This window comes from Pseudomonas sp. Tn43 (assembly GCF_014192635.1).
Lineage (GTDB): Bacteria > Pseudomonadota > Gammaproteobacteria > Pseudomonadales > Pseudomonadaceae > Aquipseudomonas.
Genome location: NZ_JACHYG010000016.1, coordinates 50391 through 71888, shown reverse-complemented (window position 1 = coordinate 71888; position 21498 = coordinate 50391). Strand labels below are relative to the sequence as shown.

The following is a 21498-nucleotide window of genomic DNA, read 5'->3' as shown; positions in this document are numbered from 1 at the left end:
CGGATAGATGAAAGCAAGCCAAACACGCATCAAAAACAGTATTGCAGAAAAGGGGGTAACCATAGATGTAGGAGCGAGGCTTGCCCGCGAAGGCGTCAGCGGCATCAATACCTATCTATCAGGGTTTCGATGCTTTCTCATACAACGGCATCACCTTCGGAATCGCCGCCTGCAAGGCAGAAATCCGACTGGCCGACGCCGGGTGAGTGCTCAGGAACTCTGGTGGTGCACCATTGGAGGCTTTGCTCATCTTGTTCCACAGCGTGATCGCGGCGTTCGGGTTGTACCCGGCGCGGGCGGCCAATTCGAGGCCGATCAGGTCAGCCTCGTTTTCATTGCCGCGACTGTTGGGCAAGGTCATGCCATATTTCGCCACGGTGTCCGCCATCATCAGGCCACCCTCGCCCAGGCCGAACAACGCACCAGCACCCTGCTTGGCCATTTCGATACCGTAAGCCCTGGACATCGCTTCCCGGCCGTGCTCGCGCAGGGCGTGGGCGATTTCATGGCCGATAATGGCGGCGATTTCATCGTCGGTGAGTTGCAGGGTGTCGATCAGCCCGGAGTAAAAAATGATCTTGCCGCCAGGCCCGCAGGAAGCGTTCAGCTCGTCGCTCTTGATCAGGTTCACTTCCCATTGCCACTGCGCCGAATCCGGACGGAACACTGGCGCCTGGGCAATCAGGCGATTGGAGATCGCCTGGACGCGCTTGGCATTGTTACTGGTTTTGTCCAGCACGCCTTTGCTGTTCGCCTCTCCGACGGTCTTTTGATAAGACTGGGCGTACATCTGGTTAACCTCGGCGGTCGACAACATGCTGAACATGTATTGCTTGCGCTCAACGCCCACGGCCCCACCGCTAGTGGTGTTGACCGACTGACAACCGGCGAGCAGCAGACCCGCGCTCAGTGCACACAAAACCAATGTCTTATTCATCAAGAAACTCCCTGGAAACATGCCGCGTATCCTAGGTGGGGATTTGTATCGGCGCCAGATACAACGGACGTGCAGCACCGACATTTCAGACAAAGCCCTCATCACCGTAGGAAAAATTTCACATAACCCATTTAACCCGGGGTCAAACACTCCGGGCCATTAAGCTTCGGATCATTCACCAGGTTCGCCAGCACCCGCTCGCGCAACGCTGCAGGTTCGCTGGCCAACAGCGCCTGCAAGGCATGCAACGGCGTTTCGGGGTCGAGCCAGGCTTGTTGCCCCGCCGCATCGAGAATCAACGGGCGACGCTGACTCGAAGCCGGCTGGGTGATCACCGCCGTACTCAACCACACCTGTTCCTGCACCGGATACGCCTCCCAGATCGCCGCGAAGAACAGCGCCGAACCCTCCCCCGGAGTTAACCAGTACGGACGCTTGCGGGTAGTGCCGCGCCATTCGTAAAAACCATTGGCCGGCAACAGGCAGCGGCGCAAGCGCAAGGCTTCGCGAAACATCGGCTGTTCGGCCACGGTTTCGGCGCGAGCATGGGCCGGAGTGCGGGAAAGGTCGGTCAGCCACGGCGGCGTCAGGCCCCAGCGGGCGCGGGCCAACTCACGTTGCCCGTCTGCGCCGGCACGCAGCATCAACACCGAATCGTTGGGGGAAATATTCCACTGGGCCTGCTGATCGGCGGGGAATCCGGGCAGGGCCGCGAAGGCGGGGTTCCAGCGAAACAGGGCATAACGTCCACACATGGGGCAATACGACTCTTGATCAAACGAACGTCAGCCTAACAGACCAGCGTGCCGGGAAAACTCTCCGGTTCATCACCCGACAGCGGCAGCGCGGCATTGTACGCGGTGATCAGCTCCCGGGCGTATTCGGCCTGATCGTTTTCGACCGATAAGCCCAGCAAGCCGAACATCGGCAATTCCCCGGTGCCGCCGATCAAATGGCGGCCTACCAGATGCGCCTCGATGCCTTCGCTGGCGAGCATGCTTTGCAGCAGTTCGCCTTCCATCAGGTTTTCCGGTTCGTAGATGCGCTGCATAGACCCTCACTCGTTTTCGCTATGAACTTCGAGCAACCATTCGTGACCGTCAGTCTGCAAAACAAAAGTGATGGGGCGGCAACACACAGGGCAATCTTCGATATAGGTCTGATCGCCGCCGGACAAGTCCAGAACAGCCTCAGACTCTTCACCGCAATAGGGGCATTCATAGCGCTCGGTTTCCAGCATCGCGGTCTCCCAAGTGACTTGTGCGTATAATCGCCGGTCTATTTGCAGGGCTATTTTCGTCTGGCTAACTTTTCAGACCGTGCCCCGTTGGTTTTCGATCAAAACCTTTACTTACACTAGCCGTTTCTAACAAGAGAGCATGATGGGCGAATTCGATGCCATCCGACCTTACGACGACAGCGAAGTCCCGGCAGTACTGAACCGGCTGCTGGGCGACAAGGCGTTTCTAGATATCCTCATCCACTTCCGCTTCCCGCGCTATGCCGGTGCCTTCGGCTGGATGCTCAAACCTCTTATATCGCATCGGCTGCGCCGTGAGTTCGCCGGGGTCAATTCGGTGGCTACGCTGCAAGACAAAGTCGAGTTCTATGTCGACCACACCATCGAACGTGCAACCGACGGCGTGACATACACCGGCGTCGAGCAGTTCAAGTCCGGCAGCGCCTACCTGTTCATCGCCAACCACCGCGACATCGTGATGGACCCGGCCTTCGTCAACTACGCCGTGTACCACGCCGGCCTGCCGACCCCGCGCATCGCCATTGGTGACAACTTGCTGCAAAAGCCTTTTGTCAGCGATTTGATGCGCCTGAACAAGAGTTTCATCGTGCACCGTTCGATCACCGGTCGCCGGGAAAAAATGGCGGCGTATCAGTTACTGTCGGCGTACATCAATCACTCGATCCGTAACGACTGCGCCTCGATCTGGATCGCCCAGGCTGAAGGCCGGGCCAAGGACGGCGACGACCGCACCGAGTCGGCGATCCTCAAGATGTTTCACATGAGCCGCAAGGACGAACCGTTCGGCGAAGTCATCCGCTCGTTGAACCTCACTCCGGTGTCGATCAGCTATGAATACGACCCGTGCGACCAGGCCAAAGCGCGCGAGCTGTACATCCGAGCCACCACCGGCAGCTACACCAAGGTGCCGGGCGAGGATGACGTGAGCATCGCCAAAGGTATCACCGGTTACAAAGGCCGGGTCCATGTGAATTTTGCCGCGCCGATCACCGAATTGTTCGAAGACACCAAGCAATTGGCGACCGAAATAGACAAGCAGATTCTTGGCGGTTATCGGTTGTTCCCGGTGCATTACCTGGCGTATGCGCAGTGGAAAGACGCCGACCCGCAACTACAGGTGCCGAAAGCGGCCGAGGTATTTGCGGCGGACGAACTGGCCAAGGCACAGGAAGAATGGCAACGCCGGCTGGAGGCTTGCCCTGAGGAGCATCGTCCGTTCCTGGTGCTGCAATATGCGACACCGGTGCGCAATCAGTATCGGGTCAAGGCCGGGTTGCCGCTTTAAGCGATTTTGGCTGGATACGACAACGGCGCCCTGTGGCGAGGGGGCTTGCCCCCGTTGGGCTGCGAAGCGGCCCCATTTCAGGTTCATGTACGGGGATGGGAGTGCTGCGCACTCCAACGGGGGCAAGCCCCCTCGCCACAGCAAGCTCCCTCGCCACAGGGTCTTGTGTCAGTTCTTCAGACCCGCGTGCTGATCCACGACACCAGCAACGCCATCCCGAGGCAGGCGAAACCGAAGCGGTAGAAGAACCGGTTCATGCGCAGGGTTGCCCAATCCAGCGTTGGCTCTACGTTGGGACGACGTTGGCGCTGCGCCTCGATACTGGCCAGGGCGCGCTGTTCGCGGCGACGGGTGGCGTGCAGCAACCAGCCGCCCGGGAAGGCGAATAATAAGGCCAGCAAATTGATCAATTTGGCGGGATGAGCAGTAAGAAGCGAAATCAATTGCAGCGACATCACAAACCTCAAGGCAAACCGGTGTAGCAGACGCCGGACCGACGACCACGGCGCGGATTCTACCGAAACCGCCCCAACCTGCCCCCCGCTTTCCGACAAATAACGAAATCATTTAGCCGATGACTGTCCTGTGTCACGGCACCGTCATCTGAATCCGTCACGCTACCGTCCCTCGAAACTGACACGGATTGCGTCATGCTCCACGCCGAAAACCAGGACCGCCTCTACCTCATTGCCCAAAGCGACGAACAACAAACCTTAGTCGGCAGCCTTGCCTTCAACGTACAGGACCGGCATTGGCTGGTGTATTGCGCGCTGGGCGGGCATCAACATGCAGACTTGCCGGAGACGGATTTGCTGACGGGGGTGAGTGTTCTGGATTTTTATTCGCAGGCGGCTTGAGCGTCGCGCCCTGTGGGAGCGAGGCTTGCCCGCGAAGGCTTTCTTACATTCAACATGGATGTAGCCTGATACACACCGCCATCGCGAGCAGGCTCGCTCCCACAATTGAATCGTGTGCATCTGCGAGGGATTGGTTGGCTGTCAGGCCGCTTTCGCGGGCAAGCCTCGCTCCTACAGGAGGGTGAATCGCGGGCAAGCCTGCTTCCACAATGAATCTTCGGGCACAAAAAAACCCGGCGCCATCACTGACACCGGGTTCTTTAAACAAGCCGCAATTCGTTACTCGGCAAGCACCTGACCAATCGTCGGGTCCCTGAACAAGCGGGTCAACGCATCACTCAACACATCACTGACCAGTTTGGTATTGGTTTCCTGATTCGGCGCCATGCCGAAACGCTGATCGAGCGACGCACCGTAGCGACCGCTGTAACGGCGGTTGGCATTCTGGACGTCCGAACGGAACGTCGCGCCAATCGTTGCTTCAGTCACATACAAACCTTCCTTGGGCGACTGATACTTCAGCTCGGCCAGGGTCACGGTCAATTGCGGTGCATTCAGCGCATTGGCCGTCGGGGTAAAGCCCAGCAAGCGCACGGCCGCTTCAGCCTGCGCCTGCAGCTTCGGCAGAATCTGCGCGCCCTGCACGGTGATCGCGCTGGTTTCCGGGTACAGGCCACCACGCGTTCCCAAGGTTGGCGACGGACGACCGTCCACCACACGCACCACCACCGGCTGACCACGGCCGACCGGTGCCAGCTGAGCTGTCAGCTTGGGTTCCGGGTTCAGTTGTTGCGGGCTGTGGGCGCAGCCGACGAGGGTCAAACTGGTCACAGTGATCAAACCGAACAACAAGCGTTGCAACATGCTCTTCTCTCCAGAATCAGGCACAAACAGGCCCGCAGTATAGCGGTGCGCCACTGCGGCGAACTAGCTTCGCACAACGATTACTGAAATCTCTGACAAACCCGGCCCGGCACGGTTCCTGTCACACACCTGTCACCGGCCTTACACATGGACGTCATGGCTCACTGGCACGCTTTACAGCAGTCACCCACAAGGTACTTTGCCATGCGTTTTCTTGTCTCTCTGTTCGCGCCACGCCCACTGCATCGCTGCTTTGCCCTGCTCGACCGCGATGGCCACTGCCAGGCGTTCAAGCAGTGCAGCCTCCAGCCCATGGGCGATGGCTGGGTCGAAATCGAAGAAATCCGCCTCAACTGGCTGCACCATCCCCTGCCCGCCAGTGCCCGTGTCTGCCAGCGCCAGCCACGTGCACGGGCACAACAACTGTTGACCACCTGACCGGACGCCTAATAAAAGTCATTAAACACGACCATTTCCCTGCGTTTCTTCGTTACAATCTCCCCCCGATTATAAGGACGTCTCCTGATCGGGCCTCGCAGCATCGTCAATGCCTCGGTATTGACACCCCCGCACCGCCCACAGAGAGCCGCCCACACAGATCGAGTGAAGCTGGCGCGCTTGCTGTTCCTTTAGCAAAACACCACTTTTCGCGAATCTGCAGAGCTGTCATTACGCTCGGTCACTGAGCTGTTTGCCCGTTTTGCCTGTCATGTATCCCATGGCGGCAATCCATCCGGGCACGGTGCCAGGCTGGGACAGCCCTTTTTGAGGTTCACGTCTTCAAAAGAGCGTGAAAAAAACGGGTTTTCACAACTTCACAAGAGTGTGGCGAGCAAATGAATAGTTTTGCGTCTGAACATGCACCATTAGCGTCTACAACAGCCCAACGACACAGGACCGAGTATTCCTCGAGCACCGGGGCCTGAAGCCTGTCCGCTACGGATTTGGTTGCACAAACGGATGTCTCGACCATAAGTCGAATTGCCAGCCGCGTGCCGAAATGAGTTCATGTGACTCTTGAAGCCAGGCCGCATGCATCCGTCGAAGTTGCGAAAAATTGCGAAGATTCGGACATGGCGATCCTGGCCATGGGTACCTGGGGCATCACTGACATTGCCCCGGAACGCCTGGCAGCTATGCCGACAATTTGGTGCTGCAGATTTTGGAGACGCGTTAAATGGCGCATAACGAAGCAGTCGACGTAGTACTGGTTGGGGCCGGCATCATGAGTGCCACCCTTGCGGTACTGCTCAAAGAGCTCGACCCCGCGATCAAGCTGGAAGTGGTCGAGCTGATGGATTCCGGTGCCGCGGAGAGTTCCAATCCGTGGAACAACGCCGGTACCGGTCACGCCGGGCTGTGTGAGCTGAACTACACGCCGCAGGCCGCCGACGGCACCGTCGACATCAAGAAAGCCGTGCATATCAACACCCAGTTCGAGGTGTCGAAGCAGTTCTGGTCCTACCTGACCAAGAAAGGCACATTCGGCTCGTGCAAGTCGTTCATCAGCCCTGTGCCGCACCTGAGCTTCGTGCAGGGCGACGACGGCGTTTCCTTCCTCAAGGAACGTTTCAAGACGCTGATCAAACACCATGCCTTCTCGGACATGGAATACACCGAAGACAAGGCCAAAATGGCCGAGTGGATGCCGTTGATGATGCCGGGCCGCGCGCCCGACGAAGTCCTCGCCGCCACCCGCGTGATGAACGGTACCGACGTCAACTTCGGCGCCCTGACCAATCAATTGCTCCAACACCTGACCAGCGCGCCCGATGCCCAGGTCAAGTACTGCAAGCGTGTCACCGACCTGAAGCGCAATAACGGCGGCTGGACTGTCAGCATCAAGGACGTCAATACCGGCAACACCCGTGACGTCGACGCCAAATTCGTCTTCCTCGGCGCTGGCGGTGCGGCGCTGCCACTGCTGCAAGCTTCGGGCATCGAAGAAAGCAAAGGCTTCGGCGGCTTCCCGATCAGCGGCCAATGGCTGCGTTGCGACAACCCGGAAGTGGTCAAGCAGCACCAGGCCAAGGTCTACAGCCAGGCCGCCGTCGGTTCTCCACCGATGTCCGTGCCGCACCTGGACACCCGAGTAGTCGATGGCAAGAAGTCTCTGCTGTTCGGACCTTATGCCGGTTTCACCACCAAGTTCCTCAAGCACGGCTCGTTCATGGACCTGCCAATGTCGGTCCGACTCGGCAACATTGGTCCGATGCTGGCCGTGGCCAAAAACAACATGGACCTGACCAAATACCTGGTCAGCGAAGTCATGCAGTCGATGGAACAGCGTCTGGAATCGCTGCGTCGTTTCTATCCATTGGCAAAAGCCGAAGACTGGCGCCTGGAAGTGGCCGGCCAACGGGTGCAGATCATCAAGAAAGACCCGAAGAAAGGCGGCGTTCTGCAGTTCGGTACCGAACTGGTCGCAGCCAAGGACGGTTCGCTTGCGGCCCTGCTCGGTGCGTCACCAGGCGCCTCGGTGACTGTTTCGATCATGCTTGAGCTGATCGAAAAATGCTTCCCGAACAAAGCCTCTGGTGAATGGGCCGCCAAGCTGGCGGAAATCTTCCCGGCTCGGGAAAAGGTGCTGGAAACCGATGCTGCGTTGTATCGCAAGATCAATGCGCAGAACAACATCGCGCTGGAACTGGTTGAAGAAAGCAGCGAAACCCCAAGCTACGCTTGATTCAGCCCCATAAAAAACGCCCCGTCCTCCCTGAGAGCGGGGCGTTTTTTTGTGCCGCTGAAAAGATCGCAGCCTCGCTTCGCTCGACAGCTCCTACATTGGATCGCATCCACCTGTAGGAGCTGTCGAGTGAAACGAGGCTGCGATCTTTTGATCCTGATCTTTTGATCTTAACTGCGAGCCTTGTTGATCAGCTCGATGTATTCGGCCACATTGCGCTGATCCTGAATCAGGGCAACGAAGTCATTGCCGTGCTCATCCTTGCCGTCCAGATCGTAGCCGGCTTCGACAAAGAACGTCAGAAAACGCTCGAAGTCATCGATACGCAGGCCGCGGTACGCCTTGATCAATTTGTGCAGCGATGGCGAAGTGGCGTCGACCGGCTCGAAATCGAGGAACAGTTTGATCTGCGCATCGCCGATCTCGTCACCAATCACTTGCTTCTTATCTTTACGCATTGCCGACTCCAGCTCGCAGACATTTCACAGGGCGGGCAGTTTACCCCTGCCTTGATGCCGGGCTCAACGCGGACGAATGCTGCCCGTGTGCAGATCGGCCCAGACATGGCCGTTGGCGTAGCTGAGGAACTGGCAATACACCGTGTCATTGCGCAACAAATCGATCACCACCCGGTATTGGGCAAGCGGGTAATAGAGGGTCAATGTTTTGCTTTTTTCGTCATAGATCGGCTTTTTCAGGCTTTTGCTTTCGCCATCGAAGTTGACCAGCACCTGGCTGATGGTCGCGCCCTTGTTCAAGGATTTGCCCTTGAGGCGGATCAGTAATGGCGAGGTGACCGGGATCGGCTGTTGGTTGGACTGGCGCTGACTGCCAATCACCACCGAATATTCGCTGACCTGCAGCAGTTGTTGCTGCTCGGGTTGCCCATCGCGCAGGGTCAGATCATCCGGCGGCAGGAATTGTGCGTGCAGAGGGGCTGCAACAGCGGTGAATGCCAAGCTCAACGCCAGCAGGCAACTGCCACTCAATCGAATCAAAAAGCGCATGACGGACTCCATATCATGTAGCCGCGCACTCTAGCATGAGGATCGACCACACCAATAAACGACCTGGATCAATACTCTCAAGCATCCGGTTGGGCATACTTCCAGAGCCCTCAGCCATGTTTCGGCGCAGTATCAATGATTTTGCGGAGTGCCCATGTCGTTTTCCTTACCGCCCTTGTTCGCAGCCTGGCGCCAGACCTGGCGTGCCGGCTACAGCCTGAAAAGCCTGCGCGGCGATATCAGCGCCGGTGTAACCGTAGGAATCATTGCCATTCCGTTGGCCATGGCCTTGGCAATTGCCGTCGGTGTACCACCTCAGCAAGGCTTGTACACCGTACTGATCGCCGCACCACTGATTGCCTTGACCGGCGGTTCACGGTTTAACGTGAGTGGGCCGACGGCTGCCTTCGTGGTGATTCTGCTGCCCATCACCCAGCAATACGGCTTGGGCGGTTTATTGCTCTGCACCATGCTCGCCGGACTGATCCTGATTGCGTTGGGGCTGATTCGGGCCGGACGGCTGATTCAATACATCCCCTATCCGGTGACCCTGGGTTTTACCGCCGGAATCGGCATTGTCATCGCTACCCTGCAATTGAAAGACTTGCTGGGTTTGAGCATTGAAGGGCGTCCGGAACATTACATCGAACAACTGCTTGGCCTGATCCAGGCGTTGCCCAGCGCACAGTGGGGTGACGCACTGGTCGGCGTCGTTTGCCTGGCGGTATTGATCCTCTGGCCACGGCTGTTACCCAGAATTCCCGGGCATCTGGTGGCCTTGGCAATAGGCGCCATCCTGGGTCTATTGCTCGAGCGCGTCGGCCTGCCGGTGGCAACGCTGGGCGAGCGCTTCAGCTATGTGATCGACGGCGTCAGCCATCCCGGTATTCCACCGTTTCTGCCAGGCTTCGATTGGCCGTGGAACCTGCCGGCAGCCAATGGCCAACCTGTGCAACTGTCCTACGACCTGATCCGGCAATTGATGGCTCCGGCGTTTGCCATTGCGATGCTCGGTGCCATTGAATCGCTGCTGTGTGCGGTGGTGGCCGATGGCATGACCGGCAGCAAGCATGACCCCAATGCCGAACTGCTGGGCCAGGGCCTGGGCAATTTGATCGCTCCGTTGTTCGGGGGCATCACCGCCACCGCCGCGATTGCCCGTAGCGCCACCAACGTGCGGACCGGGGCCTTTTCCCCGCTGGCAGCGATTATTCACAGTGCCGTGGTGCTGGTGGCGATCCTGAGTCTGGCCCCGGTATTCAGCTATTTGCCCATGGCAGCACTGGCAGCCCTGTTGGTGATGGTGGCGTGGAACATGAGCGAGGCCCGGCACGTCGTGCACACCTTGCGCATCGCACCGCGCAGCGATGTGCTGGTCTTGCTGACCTGCCTGAGCCTGACGGTGTTGTTTGACATGGTGCTGGCCGTCGCCGTCGGCCTGCTGCTGGCCGCCGGGTTGTTCATCAAACGCATGAGCGACCTCACGGACACCGCCGAGCTGCCTCGCGAGTTCCATCAAGCCTTACAGGATATGCCGGACCATGTTCGCTGCTATGCGATACGCGGGCCGCTGTTTTTCGGTGCGGCGGAAAAAGCCTTGGGCGTACTGCGCAAATTCAGCCCGCAGGTCAAAGTGGTGATCGTCGAAATGAGTGCCGTGCCCATGCTGGACATGACAGCGCTGGCTGCCTTCGACAATATCCTCAGGGATTACCGCACCGACGGCATCGGCCTGATTCTGGTCGGCACCACTCCACGGGTGCGCCTGAAATTCAGGCGCGCGGGCATCCATCGGGAACAGCGCCAGTTGGCCTACGTGAACAATCTGGAGCAGGCTCGACGCAAAAGCGAACATTGGCTCGCCGGGCAGGATTGAACGCGCAGGTCGAGCGAACTGCGCACGCCACAGGTATGAGGCCTTGCATTCAGGCTACAACGTGCCTGGTGGCAAATCGCGCCCCCAGACACATCAGGTTTACAGGCCTTTAACAGCAAAAATCCCGTTGGCGTTACGCCAGTAACCTTTGTAGTCCATGCCGTAACCGAAGATATAACGGTCGATGCACGGCAGGCCGACGAAATCGGCTTTCAGGTCCGGGCGAGCCTTGCGGTCGTGATCCTTGTCGATCAGCACGGCAGTGTGCACGGCGCGGGCGCCGGCGTGTTTGCAGAAGTCGATGATCGCGCCCAGGGTATGACCTTCGTCGAGGATGTCGTCGATGATCAGCACGTCACGGTCGATGAACGAGACTTCCGGCTTGGCTTTCCAGAACAGCTCACCGCCGCTGGTTTCATTGCGATAACGGGTAGCGTGCAGATAGGACGCTTCCAGCGGGAAGTTCAGGTACGTGAGCAGCTTGCCGGAGAAAATCAGCCCGCCGTTCATTACGCAGAACACCACCGGATTGCGTTCCGCCAGCTGATCATTGATTTGTGCACCGACGCGGGCGATGGCCGCCTCGACTTCAGCTTCGGTGTACAGGCAGTCAGCCTCTCGCATGATTTGACGGATATGCTCGAGATCAGCGGACATGGCGCTCTCCAGTGGGATTTGAGGGGGAGGGACGGTTCAGGAAAAGCGGGCAAAGGTACGCATCAAGCGAGGCCAGATCAAGCGTTTGTGGACTAACGTTCTGTATGTCTATAGGACAACACCCTCGGATAGATTAATCTAGACCGGTTTTTTTGCCCGCCGCCGGAGCCTTTCCCATGCCCATCCTCGAGATCCGCCATCCGCTGATCCGTCATAAACTCGGCCTTATGCGCCGCGCTGACATCAGCACGAAGAATTTCCGTGAGCTCGCTCAGGAAGTCGGCGCCCTGCTGACCTATGAAGCCACCAAAGACTTGCCGCTGGAAAGCTACGACATCGAAGGCTGGTGCGGCACGGTGTCGGTCGAGAAAATCGCCGGCAAGAAGATTACCGTGGTACCGATCCTGCGCGCCGGTATCGGCATGCTCGAAGGCGTGCTGAGCCTGATTCCGGGCGCCAAAGTCAGCGCCGTGGGCGTGGCCCGCAACGAGGAAACCCTCGAAGCCCACACCTACCTTGAGAAACTGGTGCCGGAAATCGACGAGCGGCTGGCGATGATCATCGACCCGATGCTCGCCACCGGTGGCTCGATGGTCGCCACGATCGACCTGCTGAAAAAGGCCGGTTGCAAGGACATCCGCGCGATGGTCCTGGTGGCGGCCCCTGAAGGCATCGCCGCCGTGGAGAAGGCTCACCCGGATGTGACCATTTACACCGCCTCCATCGACGAGAAACTGAACGAACACGGTTACATCATCCCAGGCCTGGGCGATGCCGGTGACAAGATCTTCGGCACCAAGCAGAAGGACGCTTGAGCATGCAGCAAGCGTTCAACGATCCGCTCTGGCGCACGGTGCTGTCTGGCGCGCAGATGCTGTTCGTGGCCTTCGGCGCCCTGGTGTTGATGCCGTTGATTACCGGTCTGGACCCCAACGTGGCGCTGTTCACCGCAGGTCTGGGGACGATTCTGTTCCAGATCGTCACCGGGCGTCAGGTGCCGGTGTTTCTCGCTTCGAGCTTCGCCTTCATCACGCCGATCATTCTCGCCAAGGGCCAGTTCGGCCTGGCGGCGACCATGGGCGGTGTGATGGCGGCGGGTTTCGTCTACACCTTCCTCGGCCTTGCCGTGAAGATCAAAGGCACCGGGTTCATCGACCGCCTGCTACCACCGGTGGTGATTGGCCCGGTGATCATTTCCATCGGCCTGGCCATGGCGCCGATCGCCGCCAACATGGCGATGGGCAAGGCCGGCGACGGTACCGAGCTGATTGCTTACCAGACGGCGATGTTGATCTCGATGCCGGCACTGTTGACCACGCTGATTGTCGCGGTGTTCGGCAAAGGTATTTTTCGCTTGGTGCCAATCATCTCCGGTGTGTTGGTGGGTTTTGCCATGGCGTTCTTTTTCGGCGTGGTCGACACCGCGAAGATTGCGGCTGCACCGTGGTTTGCGATTCCACAGTTCACGGCACCGGAATTCAACTGGCAGGCGATTCTGTTCATCGTTCCGGTAGCCCTGGCGCCAGCGATCGAGCACATCGGTGGCGTGATCGCGGTCGGTAGCGTGACCGGTCGCGATTACCTGAAGAACCCCGGCCTGCACCGCACCCTGCTCGGTGACGGCATTGCCACCACCGCGGCCGGTCTGTTTGGCGGCCCGCCCAATACCACCTACGCCGAAGTGACTGGCGCGGTGATGCTGACCAAAAACTACAACCCGAAAATCATGACCTGGGCGGCGATCTTTGCCATCAGCCTGGCCTTCATCGGCAAATTCGGCGCCCTGCTGCAAAGCATTCCGGTGCCGGTGATGGGCGGGATTCTCTGCCTGTTGTTCGGTTCGATTGCTGCGGTGGGGATGAACACAATGATTCGCCACAAGATCGACCTGGGCGAAGCACGCAATCTGGTGATTGTCTCGGTGACGCTGGTGTTCGGGATTGGCGGTGTGCTGATCGGCACCGGTACTGGCCCGGACGATTTCGGTCTCAAAGGCATCGCGCTGTGTGCGGTGGTGGCGATTGCGCTGAACCTGTTGCTGCCGGGCCACAGCTGGAAGCACAAGAAGGCGCAAGAGCCGCTGTTGTAAGCCAGCCTTAAGAATGCCTTCGCGGGCAAGCCTCGCTCCTACAGGATGTGTGTCGACTTTTAAAACGACGCAATCCTGTAGGAGCGAGGCTTGCCCGCGATGCTTTTAAAGCGCCAACGGCGCCCGCTCACACAAGGCGTTCAACGCCTTGGCCCATTGCGGGTCATCATTGAGGCACGGCACCAGCACCAACTCCTCCCCTCCCGCTTCGCGGAATTGCTCCTTCCCGCGATCACCGATCTCTTCCAGGGTTTCGATGCAATCGGCAACGAACGCCGGGCACATCACCAGAACTTTTTTCACGCCGCTTTTGGCCAACTCGTCAAGGCGCGCTTCGGTATAGGGTTCGATCCACTTGGCTCGCCCCAGACGCGACTGGAACGACACCGACCACTTGCCATCCGGCAAACCCAGACGCCGGGCAAATTCGGAAGCGGTGCGCAGGCATTGGGCACGGTAGCAGGTGGCTAATACTTCCGGCGAAGCGTTCTGACAGCAATTTTCGCTCTGGAAGCAATGATGTCCGGTGGGGTCGATTTTGGTCAGGTGCCGTTCCGGCAAGCCATGGAAGCTCAGCAGCAGGTGATCGTAGTCCTGCTGCAAATAAGGCTCGGCACTGGCCACCAACGCATCGAGATATTCCGGCTGATCGTAGAACGGCTGGAGAATCGAGAACTGCACGTCGAGTTTCTTCTCTCGCACCACCCGCTTGGCTTCTTCGATCACCGTGGTCACGGTGCTGTCGGCGAACTGCGGATAGAGCGGCGCCAGGGTGATTTTTTTGTGGCCCTGAGCCGCCAGACGAACCAGCATCGATTCAATGGATGGCTCGCCATAGCGCATCGCCAGTTCTACCGGCCCGTGAGTCCACTGCGCGGTCATGGCCCGTTGCAGACGACGGCTGAGTACCACCAGTGGCGAGCCGTCCGCCCACCAGATCGACGCATAAGCGTGGGCCGATTGCTCGGGGCGTTTGATCAGGATCAACGACACCAGCAAACGCCGCACCGGCCATGACAGGTCGATCACGTACGGGTCCATCAGAAATTGATTGAGGTAGCTGCGCACATCCGCCACCGAGGTAGAAGCGGGTGAACCCAGATTGACCAGAAGCAACGCGTGATCGGTCATGCAACGTCCTATTGTTTAAGGCGGCTGGACAGATCGTCCAACGCCGCGCGCAAATCGGTGAACTGGAAAGTGAAGCCCGCTTCCAGCAAGCGAGCCGGCATGGCCTTCTGGCCACCCAGCAACAACAATGACAACTCGCCCAGGCCCACCTTCAACACCAGAGTCGGCATCGGCATGAACGCCGGACGATGCAACACGCTGCCCAACGTTTGGGCGAATTCGCGATTGCGCACCGGCTTGGGCGCGCAGGCATTATATGGACCGCTGGCCTCGTTGCGGTGCAGAAGAAAATCGATCAGGGCGATTTGATCCTTGATATGAATCCACGACATCCACTGCCGACCACTGCCCAGAGGCCCGCCCAGTCCCAGTTTGAACGGCAACAGCAGCCGCGACAAAAAGCCGCCCTCGGCGGACAGCACCAACCCGGTACGAATGAGGATCACGCGAATGCCCAAGGCTTCGGCGCGCTGTGCGGTTTCCTCCCAGGCAACGCACAACTGGCTGGCGAAATCATCAATGACCGGTGGCGATTCTTCGGTCAACTCCCGCTCACCACCGTCGCCGTACCAACCGATCGCGGAACCAGAAATCAATATCTGCGGTTTCTGCTCGCGACTTTCGAGCCAGGCCAGTAAAGTTTCAGTCAGGGTGATTCGGCTGCTCCACAACAACGCCTTGCGTTTGTGCGTCCAGAGCCGATCGGCAATCGGTGCCCCCGCAAGGTTGATAATGGCATCCACCGGCTCTTGACCCACGTCCTCAAGCCGTGCGATTCCACGTACTTGAGCGCCACAGACTTGAGCGACTTTGGCAGGCGTGCGACTCCACACCGTCAGGTGATGCCCCTGACTCAACCAGTGTCGGCAGAGTTGACGTCCTATCAAACCAGTACCGCCGGTCAGCAATATGTGCATGACTTCTTCCTCGCGTGGCGTTTTACCCGGATCACTAGTCTATTTTTATAAGCAGGGATCTTTTGAATCGGACAGGCTCTGTGCTTAACAATAGGCCAAGCTGCCAGAACGAGAACGCTAAAAGTTATACCAAAAAACAATATTGTACAGGTTTGAACCACGGCGTAGTCTGTACAGACAGGTAAACGAGGCCCCTATGACTGTACCTATCGCAATCATCGGCACCGGCATCGCCGGACTCTCAGCCGCCCAGGCCCTGACGGAGGCCGGGCATGTCGTTCAGCTTTTCGATAAGAGCCGCGGCAGTGGCGGACGCATGTCGAGCAAGCGCAGCGATGCGGGTGCTCTGGACTTGGGTGCGCAATATTTCACTGCTCGCGATCGCCGCTTCGTCACCGAAGTCCAGCGCTGGCAAACCAACGGCTGGGTCGCCGTATGGACGCCGCAGCTCTATACCTTTCACGGCGGCCAGCTCAGACCTTCGCCAGACGAACAGACACGCTGGGTGGGCACGCCACGCATGAGCGCGATCACACGCGGCCTGCTGGGCAAACTGGATGTGCAGTTCGCTTGCCGCATCACCGAGGTCTATCGCGGTGAAGAACACTGGCATCTGCAAGACGCCGACGGCTTCACTCACGGCCCGTTCAGCCATGTCGTCATTGCCACGCCAGCCCCTCAGGCAACCGCGCTGCTGGCCACCGCACCGAAACTCGCCGGTGCCGCCGCCGGGGTGAAAATGGAACCCACCTGGGCTGTCGCCCTGGCGTTTGACACCCCACTGGAAACCTCCATCGAAGGTTGCTTCGTGCAGGACAGCCCACTGGACTGGCTCGCGCGCAACCGCAGCAAACCGGGACGCGACACCACCCTTGATACTTGGGTGCTGCATGCCACCAGTGCCTGGAGCCGGCAACATATCGACCTGCCCAAGGATGCCGTGATCGAGCAATTGCACGGTGCCTTCGCCGAATTGCTGAACGACGCCATGCCTGCTCCCACCTTCAGCCTCGCTCACCGCTGGCTGTACGCCCGGCCTGCCAGCAGCCATGAATGGGGGGCGTTGGCCGATGCCAATTTGGGCTTGTATGTATGCGGTGACTGGTGCCTGTCCGGCCGTGTCGAAGGTGCCTGGCTCAGTGGTCAGGAAGCAGCTCGCCGGCTGCATGAACACCTGCAATGACTTGAATCGCTGCTGTCGACGCGGGCAGCAGCCTCACAAAAAAACTTATACAAAAACTTTGACTTGTACACCTTTGAATCTATGATGAAGTCATGTTGTACAGATCCAATAATCTGTACAGGTCTGGATTCGAGGCGCTCCCATGTCCCCTGCAGCCATGAAACCCAAAATCGCCATCAGCGCCTGCCTGATGGGGGCCGAAGTGCGTTACAACGGCGGGCACAAGGCGTCACCTCTGTGTAGCCGCATCCTCTCTGACTATTTCGATTTCGTCCCGTTGTGCCCGGAAGTCGCCATTGGCCTGGGTATCCCTCGCGAACCGATCCGCCTGGTCGGCAACCCCGAGCAGCCGGAGGCTGTCGGCACCGTCCACCCTGAGATCAACGTCACCCGACCTCTGGCCGAGTACGGTCAAAAAATGGCACTGGAACTGGATGACATCTGCGGCTATATCTTCATGCAGAAATCCCCTTCGTGCGGGCTGGAGCGGGTCAAGGTCTACCACGCCAACGGCGCGCCAGTGGACGGCGGTAGCCGTGGTATCTACGCACAAGCCTTCTGCGCATCACATTCTGATTTACCGGTGGAAGAAGACGGCCGCCTCAACGACCCGGTGCTGCGGGAAAACTTTCTCACCCGCGTGTTCGCTTACAGCGCCTGGCAACAATTGCTGCAGACGGGCCTGACCCGGCGCGACCTCATTGACTTTCACTCACGCTACAAATACCTGCTGATGGCCCACAACCCGGTGCAATACAAAACCCTGGGCAACTTGCTGGGCAACATGGGACAAACCGACCCGCAAGTGATCGGCCCGCGCTATTTCAGCGAGCTGATGAAAGCCCTGAAAAAGTGCGCCACGCGCCGCACCCACACTAACGTACTGCAACACCTCAGCGGTTATCTCAAACAGGCCATCAGCCCTGAAGACAAACAGGAAGTGCAGCACGTCATCGGCCAATATCGCCGGGGTATCGTGCCGCTGGTGGTGCCATTGATGTTGCTCAAACACTACTTTCGCCAATACCCGGATCCGTACATTGCGCAACAGGTTTACCTGCAACCGCACCCGGAAAACCTCAGCCTGCGAAACGCGATTTAATGAAAAATCCACCGGACACCAGCGCTAAAGAAGACCTGGGCAGCGACTTCAAGAAGGCCCTGGACGCCGGTTGGCTGCCCATTCGTGAAGTGTCCCGGCAGACCGGCGTCAATGCTGTGACCTTGCGCGCCTGGGAACGGCGCTATGGGCTGATCGTGCCTCAACGTACGCCCAAGGGGCACCGTCTGTTCTGCCCCGAACATGTGCAACGAATCCTGACGATACTTACCTGGCTCAATCGCGGCGTGGCGGTCAGCCAGGTCAAACAATTGCTCGACACGCCTCAGGGGCTTACCGACCCCATCGGCAACGATTGGCTGATGCTGCGCCAGTCATTGCTGCAAGCGGTCACTCAGCTGGCCGAACGCACCCTCGATGACACGGTAAATCAAGCGATGGCGTTGTATCCGCCACGCACCTTGTGTGAACAATTGTTGATGCCATTGCTGGCGGATCTGGAGCAACGCTGGCAAGGCCAGTTCGGCGCGCAAATGGAGCGGGTGTTTGTTTACTCCTGGTTGCGCAGCAAATTCGGCGCAAGGATCTACCATAACAATCGTCAGTTGCGCACCGCGCCGCTGTTGCTGATCAATCAGTCGGATCTGCCGCTTGAGCCTTATCTGTGGCTCACCGCCTGGCTGATCAGCAGCGTCGATTGCCCGGTGGAAGTCTTCGACTGGCCGCTCCCCGCTGGCGAACTGGCACTGGCGGTCGATCACCTGCAAGCCCGTGGTGTACTGCTGTATTCCAGCAAAGCCATGAACCTTGCGCATTTGATGAAACTATTGAGTGGCGTCAGCTGCCCAAAAATGATTGCCGGATCAACGGTGTGCATTCACCACGCCGAGTTATCCGCAAGAACTGCCGCCATTGCTGACTTGTCCCTGGCCGAAGATCCATTGTCGGCCCATCAGGGCCTGATTCAGCGCGGGCTCATTTAATGGCGTATTTTTCAGTGATCGTGCGGGTACCACCATGCAATTGATCTGGCTGCGCAGTGACTTGCGTCTACACGACAACACCGCCCTCGCGGCCGCCGCAGCCCGCGGCCCAAGCGTGGCGGTGTATTTGCTGAGTCCGCAGCAATGGCTGGCCCATGACGACGCGCCGTGCAAAGTGGATTTCTGGCTGCGTAACCTTGGCGAGTTACGTCATGCGCTGGACGCCCTGAACATCCCGCTGCTGATTCGCAAGGCATCCCGCTGGGATGACGCACCCAAGGTGTTGCTCGAGCTGTGCCAGCAATTGAAAATCGACGCAGTGCACGCCAACGAGGAATACGGCGTTCATGAAACCCGTCGCGATGCGGCGGTGGCCCAAGCGCTGAAAGCCCAAGGCATCGACTTTTACAGCTATCTTGATCAATTGCTGCTCAAGCCCGGCACGGTGCTGACCAGAACCGGCACGTATTTCCAGGTCTTCAGCCAATTCCGCAAGGTCTGTTACGAACGTTTGCATGCTTCATTGCCACCGTTGATTTCGGCCCCTTCCATGCAGGCTCCGCTGGGAATCGCCAGCGACGAAGCGCCCTCGCGCGTCGATGGTTTCGACACGCCCAGCGACAGCTTGCGTGCGCTCTGGCCAGCCGGCGAAACCGAAGCCCGACGCCGTCTCGAGACTTTTGTCGACACACGGATCGACGATTACCACAACGAGCGGGATTTCCCGGCCAAACCCGGCACCAGCCAGCTCTCGGCCTATCTCACCGCCGGGGTCATCTCCCCTCGTCAGTGTTTGCACGCCGCACTGCAAAGCAATCAGGGCGAGTTCGAAAGCGGCAAAGTCGGTGTCGTCACCTGGATCAACGAGTTGCTGTGGCGCGAATTCTATAAACACATTCTGGTGGGCTACCCACGCGTTTCCCGGCACCGCGCCTTTCGCCCGGAAACCGAAGCCCTGGCCTGGCGTGATGCTCCGCAAGACCTGCAGGCCTGGCAGCAAGGCCGTACCGGCCTGCCGATCATTGATGCAGCCATGCGCCAATTGCTGGAAACCGGCTGGATGCACAACCGCTTGCGCATGGTAGTGGCAATGTTCCTCACCAAAAACCTGCTGATCGACTGGCGTGAAGGCGAGCGATTCTTCATGCGGCATCTGATTGACGGCGATCTGGCGGCGAACAACGGTGGCTGGCAGTGGAGTTCGTCCACCGGCACCGATTCGGTGCCCTACTTCCGCATTTTCAACCCACTGAGCCAGTCGGAAAAGTTCGACGCCGAAGGGGTTTTCATCAAGCATTGGTTGCCACAGATCAATGGAATGAACAAAAAAGACCTGCACAATCGCGCGAGACAACACGGATTATTCGACGTGACGGATTATCCATCGCCGATTGTCAACCTGAGCACTTCCCGCGAACGGGCCTTGGCCGCTTTCAAGAACCTGCCGTCGCGACAGGGTTTATCGCCGCCGGAATCACTTTGATACCGCAGTTTTACGTATGAACACGGAATTGAATCAGGAAGATAGGGAGATTGAGATGAGCCGTACACCTCCAAGGCGATACTGGTTGACCGGCGCCAGCAACGGTATCGGGACCGCGCTGGCCGAAGAAATACTCAAAACCGGTGCCCACCTGGCCGTCAGCTCCCGCTCATTGGCGCCCTTGAAAGCCTTGTCTCAGCGTTATCCAGGCCAAGTGCTGGTGGTTGCCGGCGATTTGACCAACAGCCAACAGGTGCGCGAAATCGGCGAGCAGATTGCCAGGCAATGGGGCTCTCTGGATACCATGATCCTCAACGCGGGGACCTGCGAATACGTCGACGTCAATCAGCTCGACTCATCAATCATCGAGCACATCGTGCGCACCAACCTGCTTGCCAGCAGCTATTGCAGCGAAGTCGCTCGCCCTCTATTGCGAGCAGGCACTGCGCCGCATCTGGTGGCCCTGGCCAGTTCAGTGACCTACCTGCCCTTGCCCCAGGCCGAGGCCTATGGCGATTCAAAACCCGGATTGCGTCAGCTTTTCGAATCCTTGCGCAATGACATGGCGTCGGAAAACATCGAAATGACCATCGTCAGCCCAGGCTTTATGGATACCCCCCTGAAAACTGACGTTCCACAATACCTCGACTGGTCGGCGAACAAAGCTGCGCGGCGTCTGTTCGACCTGCTCAAGGATCGTCCACAGGAACTCCCTTTACCGGAGCTGCTCATGCCTGTCCTCTGGCCTCTGCCGCCAAATCCCGGCCAGAGGGGGCTGGAAATCGGCAAACGCAGGGAGCGAAGCAATCCGCCAAGCGAAGATCTGCCGTAAAGCCTGAGCGTCCGTCAGGGCTTTCACACAGTGTGACCCCACTGGCTTACACTGCGCGCCATGAAAACCATTCCCCACAAGCAAATCGCCGAACCGGTGGTCACCTGTTCGACTTGCGCGGCCTGCTGCTGTCAGCTTGAGGTCATGTTGATCACCGACACCGGCGTGCCCGAGCGTTACATCGATACCGACGACTGGGGTGGGGAAGTCATGCTGCGACTGGATGACGGTTGGTGCGCCGCGCTGGATCGCGACAGCATGATGTGCACCATCTACGAAAAACGTCCGCTGATCTGCCGGGAATTCGAAATGGGCGCACCGGAATGCATCACCGAACGCCAGGGGATTGCGACGGCGTATCGGTGACGACCAAATCACCCGATACCTATG

The 21498-nt window shown here is 58.7% G+C and carries 24 protein-coding genes; 13 read left to right on the top strand and 11 right to left on the bottom strand.

Annotated elements, in window-relative coordinates:
* Positions 1-118 precede the first annotated feature (118 nt).
* The 4 genes from FHW68_RS25330 to FHW68_RS25315 all read right to left on the bottom strand — a co-directional run bounded on the left by FHW68_RS25330 (position 119) and on the right by FHW68_RS25315 (position 2177).
* Positions 119-937 carry a M48 family metallopeptidase gene (locus FHW68_RS25330; RefSeq protein ID WP_095632872.1) on the bottom strand — a complete coding sequence of 273 codons (819 nt, stop codon included), beginning with the start codon at positions 935-937 and terminating at the stop codon, positions 119-121.
* A gap of 131 nt (positions 938-1068) precedes the next feature.
* Positions 1069-1692: an SOS response-associated peptidase gene (locus tag FHW68_RS25325; RefSeq protein ID WP_008072136.1), complete on the bottom strand. Its 624-nt coding sequence runs from the start codon at positions 1690-1692 to the stop codon at positions 1069-1071.
* A 35-nt stretch (positions 1693-1727) separates the two neighbouring features.
* Positions 1728-1988 carry a putative signal transducing protein gene (locus FHW68_RS25320; protein WP_095632871.1) on the bottom strand — a complete coding sequence of 87 codons (261 nt, stop codon included), beginning with the start codon at positions 1986-1988 and terminating at the stop codon, positions 1728-1730.
* Between the two features lie 6 nt (positions 1989-1994).
* Positions 1995-2177 carry a CPXCG motif-containing cysteine-rich protein gene (locus tag FHW68_RS25315; RefSeq protein WP_007905243.1) on the bottom strand — a complete coding sequence of 61 codons (183 nt, stop codon included), beginning with the start codon at positions 2175-2177 and terminating at the stop codon, positions 1995-1997.
* A gap of 142 nt (positions 2178-2319) precedes the next feature.
* On the opposite strand from FHW68_RS25315, the gene FHW68_RS25310 reads away from it, so the two are divergent.
* Positions 2320-3483, top strand: a complete 1164-nt coding sequence (locus FHW68_RS25310; protein ID WP_183683656.1) for a 1-acyl-sn-glycerol-3-phosphate acyltransferase — start codon at positions 2320-2322, stop codon at positions 3481-3483.
* A 176-nt stretch (positions 3484-3659) separates the two neighbouring features.
* Here FHW68_RS25310 and FHW68_RS25305 read toward each other — a convergent pair whose 3' ends face one another.
* Entirely contained in the window at positions 3660-3938 is a 279-nt protein-coding gene (locus FHW68_RS25305) for a hypothetical protein (protein ID WP_095630741.1), read from the bottom strand.
* Between the two features lie 195 nt (positions 3939-4133).
* Between FHW68_RS25305 and FHW68_RS25300 the strand changes: the two genes are divergently transcribed.
* Entirely contained in the window at positions 4134-4340 is a 207-nt protein-coding gene (locus FHW68_RS25300) for a hypothetical protein (RefSeq protein WP_018929592.1), read from the top strand.
* A gap of 279 nt (positions 4341-4619) precedes the next feature.
* Here the strand turns inward: FHW68_RS25300 and FHW68_RS25295 are convergent, their stop codons facing one another.
* Complete coding sequence (locus FHW68_RS25295; RefSeq protein WP_095630742.1) at positions 4620-5204, bottom strand: YajG family lipoprotein; 585 nt, start codon at positions 5202-5204, stop codon at positions 4620-4622.
* A 204-nt stretch (positions 5205-5408) separates the two neighbouring features.
* Between FHW68_RS25295 and FHW68_RS25290 the strand changes: the two genes are divergently transcribed.
* Both FHW68_RS25290 and mqo read left to right on the top strand, forming a co-directional pair.
* Entirely contained in the window at positions 5409-5642 is a 234-nt protein-coding gene (locus FHW68_RS25290; protein ID WP_095630743.1) for a hypothetical protein, read from the top strand.
* 739 nt (positions 5643-6381) lie between these two features.
* The gene (gene mqo, locus FHW68_RS25285; protein ID WP_095630744.1) at positions 6382-7890 is read left to right on the top strand and encodes a malate dehydrogenase (quinone); all 1509 of its coding nucleotides are present in this window, start codon (positions 6382-6384) and stop codon (positions 7888-7890) included.
* A gap of 170 nt (positions 7891-8060) precedes the next feature.
* On the opposite strand, the gene FHW68_RS25280 is transcribed toward mqo, so the two are convergent.
* Both FHW68_RS25280 and FHW68_RS25275 read right to left on the bottom strand, forming a co-directional pair.
* Complete coding sequence (locus FHW68_RS25280) at positions 8061-8348, bottom strand: PA4642 family protein (RefSeq protein WP_183683653.1); 288 nt, start codon at positions 8346-8348, stop codon at positions 8061-8063.
* Between the two features lie 63 nt (positions 8349-8411).
* Positions 8412-8897, bottom strand: a complete 486-nt coding sequence (locus FHW68_RS25275; RefSeq protein ID WP_095630746.1) for a hypothetical protein — start codon at positions 8895-8897, stop codon at positions 8412-8414.
* 154 nt (positions 8898-9051) lie between these two features.
* Here FHW68_RS25275 and dauA point away from each other — a divergent pair, with 154 nt between their 5' ends.
* On the top strand, positions 9052-10773 hold the full coding sequence (dauA, locus tag FHW68_RS25270; RefSeq protein ID WP_095630747.1) for a C4-dicarboxylic acid transporter DauA: 1722 nt from the start codon (positions 9052-9054) through the stop codon (positions 10771-10773).
* Between the two features lie 99 nt (positions 10774-10872).
* Here dauA and FHW68_RS25265 read toward each other — a convergent pair whose 3' ends face one another.
* A complete protein-coding gene (locus tag FHW68_RS25265) occupies positions 10873-11430 on the bottom strand; it encodes a hypoxanthine-guanine phosphoribosyltransferase (RefSeq protein WP_095630748.1) in 558 nt (185 codons plus the stop codon).
* Positions 11431-11606: 176 nt separating this feature from the next.
* On the opposite strand from FHW68_RS25265, the gene upp reads away from it, so the two are divergent.
* Together upp and FHW68_RS25255 are read left to right on the top strand one after the other, a co-directional pair.
* The gene (gene upp, locus FHW68_RS25260) at positions 11607-12245 is read left to right on the top strand and encodes a uracil phosphoribosyltransferase (protein WP_183683651.1); all 639 of its coding nucleotides are present in this window, start codon (positions 11607-11609) and stop codon (positions 12243-12245) included.
* A gap of 2 nt (positions 12246-12247) precedes the next feature.
* Positions 12248-13519, top strand: a complete 1272-nt coding sequence (locus FHW68_RS25255) for a uracil-xanthine permease family protein (protein ID WP_183683649.1) — start codon at positions 12248-12250, stop codon at positions 13517-13519.
* A 105-nt stretch (positions 13520-13624) separates the two neighbouring features.
* Here FHW68_RS25255 and hemH read toward each other — a convergent pair whose 3' ends face one another.
* Both hemH and FHW68_RS25245 read right to left on the bottom strand, forming a co-directional pair.
* Positions 13625-14650, bottom strand: coding sequence for a ferrochelatase (hemH, locus tag FHW68_RS25250; RefSeq protein ID WP_095630751.1), 1026 nt, complete (start codon positions 14648-14650; stop codon positions 13625-13627).
* An 8-nt stretch (positions 14651-14658) separates the two neighbouring features.
* The gene (locus FHW68_RS25245; protein ID WP_183683646.1) at positions 14659-15567 is read right to left on the bottom strand and encodes a TIGR01777 family oxidoreductase; all 909 of its coding nucleotides are present in this window, start codon (positions 15565-15567) and stop codon (positions 14659-14661) included.
* Positions 15568-15763: 196 nt separating this feature from the next.
* On the opposite strand from FHW68_RS25245, the gene FHW68_RS25240 reads away from it, so the two are divergent.
* From FHW68_RS25240 to FHW68_RS25215, 6 genes are all read left to right on the top strand, one after another.
* Complete coding sequence (locus FHW68_RS25240; protein ID WP_095630753.1) at positions 15764-16750, top strand: NAD(P)/FAD-dependent oxidoreductase; 987 nt, start codon at positions 15764-15766, stop codon at positions 16748-16750.
* Between the two features lie 142 nt (positions 16751-16892).
* Positions 16893-17852, top strand: coding sequence for a DUF523 and DUF1722 domain-containing protein (locus FHW68_RS25235; RefSeq protein WP_183683644.1), 960 nt, complete (start codon positions 16893-16895; stop codon positions 17850-17852).
* Positions 17852-18793 (top strand): MerR family transcriptional regulator, encoded by a 942-nt coding sequence (locus FHW68_RS25230; protein ID WP_095630755.1) that lies wholly within the window; start codon positions 17852-17854, stop codon positions 18791-18793. Before FHW68_RS25235 ends, FHW68_RS25230 begins: the two co-directional genes overlap by 1 nt.
* A 34-nt stretch (positions 18794-18827) precedes the next feature.
* Positions 18828-20276, top strand: coding sequence for a deoxyribodipyrimidine photo-lyase (gene phrB, locus FHW68_RS25225; protein WP_095630756.1), 1449 nt, complete (start codon positions 18828-18830; stop codon positions 20274-20276).
* Between the two features lie 55 nt (positions 20277-20331).
* Entirely contained in the window at positions 20332-21108 is a 777-nt protein-coding gene (locus tag FHW68_RS25220) for an SDR family oxidoreductase (RefSeq protein ID WP_183683642.1), read from the top strand.
* A gap of 60 nt (positions 21109-21168) precedes the next feature.
* A complete protein-coding gene (locus FHW68_RS25215) occupies positions 21169-21474 on the top strand; it encodes a YkgJ family cysteine cluster protein (RefSeq protein WP_095630758.1) in 306 nt (101 codons plus the stop codon).
* Positions 21475-21498: the final 24 nt, after the last annotated feature.

Bases quoted from the DNA above. Each gene is read 5' to 3' on its own strand.
- FHW68_RS25305 (WP_095630741.1), bottom strand. From the start codon at position 3,938: ATGTCGCTGCAATTGATTTCGCTTCTTACTGCTCATCCCGCCAAATTG.
- FHW68_RS25290 (WP_095630743.1), top strand. From the start codon at position 5,409: ATGCGTTTTCTTGTCTCTCTGTTCGCGCCACGCCCACTGCATCGCTGC.
- FHW68_RS25215 (WP_095630758.1), top strand. From the start codon at position 21,169: ATGAAAACCATTCCCCACAAGCAAATCGCCGAACCGGTGGTCACCTGT.
- FHW68_RS25240 (WP_095630753.1), top strand. From the start codon at position 15,764: ATGACTGTACCTATCGCAATCATCGGCACCGGCATCGCCGGACTCTCA.
- FHW68_RS25295 (WP_095630742.1), bottom strand. From the start codon at position 5,204: ATGTTGCAACGCTTGTTGTTCGGTTTGATCACTGTGACCAGTTTGACC.
- mqo (WP_095630744.1), top strand. From the start codon at position 6,382: ATGGCGCATAACGAAGCAGTCGACGTAGTACTGGTTGGGGCCGGCATC.
- FHW68_RS25315 (WP_007905243.1), bottom strand. From the start codon at position 2,177: ATGCTGGAAACCGAGCGCTATGAATGCCCCTATTGCGGTGAAGAGTCT.
- FHW68_RS25235 (WP_183683644.1), top strand. From the start codon at position 16,893: ATGTCCCCTGCAGCCATGAAACCCAAAATCGCCATCAGCGCCTGCCTG.
- FHW68_RS25230 (WP_095630755.1), top strand. From the start codon at position 17,852: ATGAAAAATCCACCGGACACCAGCGCTAAAGAAGACCTGGGCAGCGAC.
- FHW68_RS25330 (WP_095632872.1), bottom strand. From the start codon at position 937: ATGAATAAGACATTGGTTTTGTGTGCACTGAGCGCGGGTCTGCTGCTC.
- FHW68_RS25300 (WP_018929592.1), top strand. From the start codon at position 4,134: ATGCTCCACGCCGAAAACCAGGACCGCCTCTACCTCATTGCCCAAAGC.
- FHW68_RS25325 (WP_008072136.1), bottom strand. From the start codon at position 1,692: ATGTGTGGACGTTATGCCCTGTTTCGCTGGAACCCCGCCTTCGCGGCC.
- FHW68_RS25265 (WP_095630748.1), bottom strand. From the start codon at position 11,430: ATGTCCGCTGATCTCGAGCATATCCGTCAAATCATGCGAGAGGCTGAC.
- FHW68_RS25245 (WP_183683646.1), bottom strand. From the start codon at position 15,567: ATGCACATATTGCTGACCGGCGGTACTGGTTTGATAGGACGTCAACTC.
- FHW68_RS25255 (WP_183683649.1), top strand. From the start codon at position 12,248: ATGCAGCAAGCGTTCAACGATCCGCTCTGGCGCACGGTGCTGTCTGGC.
- FHW68_RS25310 (WP_183683656.1), top strand. From the start codon at position 2,320: ATGGGCGAATTCGATGCCATCCGACCTTACGACGACAGCGAAGTCCCG.
- FHW68_RS25220 (WP_183683642.1), top strand. From the start codon at position 20,332: ATGAGCCGTACACCTCCAAGGCGATACTGGTTGACCGGCGCCAGCAAC.
- FHW68_RS25280 (WP_183683653.1), bottom strand. From the start codon at position 8,348: ATGCGTAAAGATAAGAAGCAAGTGATTGGTGACGAGATCGGCGATGCG.
- FHW68_RS25320 (WP_095632871.1), bottom strand. From the start codon at position 1,988: ATGCAGCGCATCTACGAACCGGAAAACCTGATGGAAGGCGAACTGCTG.
- hemH (WP_095630751.1), bottom strand. From the start codon at position 14,650: ATGACCGATCACGCGTTGCTTCTGGTCAATCTGGGTTCACCCGCTTCT.
- upp (WP_183683651.1), top strand. From the start codon at position 11,607: ATGCCCATCCTCGAGATCCGCCATCCGCTGATCCGTCATAAACTCGGC.
- FHW68_RS25275 (WP_095630746.1), bottom strand. From the start codon at position 8,897: ATGCGCTTTTTGATTCGATTGAGTGGCAGTTGCCTGCTGGCGTTGAGC.
- dauA (WP_095630747.1), top strand. From the start codon at position 9,052: ATGTCGTTTTCCTTACCGCCCTTGTTCGCAGCCTGGCGCCAGACCTGG.
- phrB (WP_095630756.1), top strand. From the start codon at position 18,828: ATGCAATTGATCTGGCTGCGCAGTGACTTGCGTCTACACGACAACACC.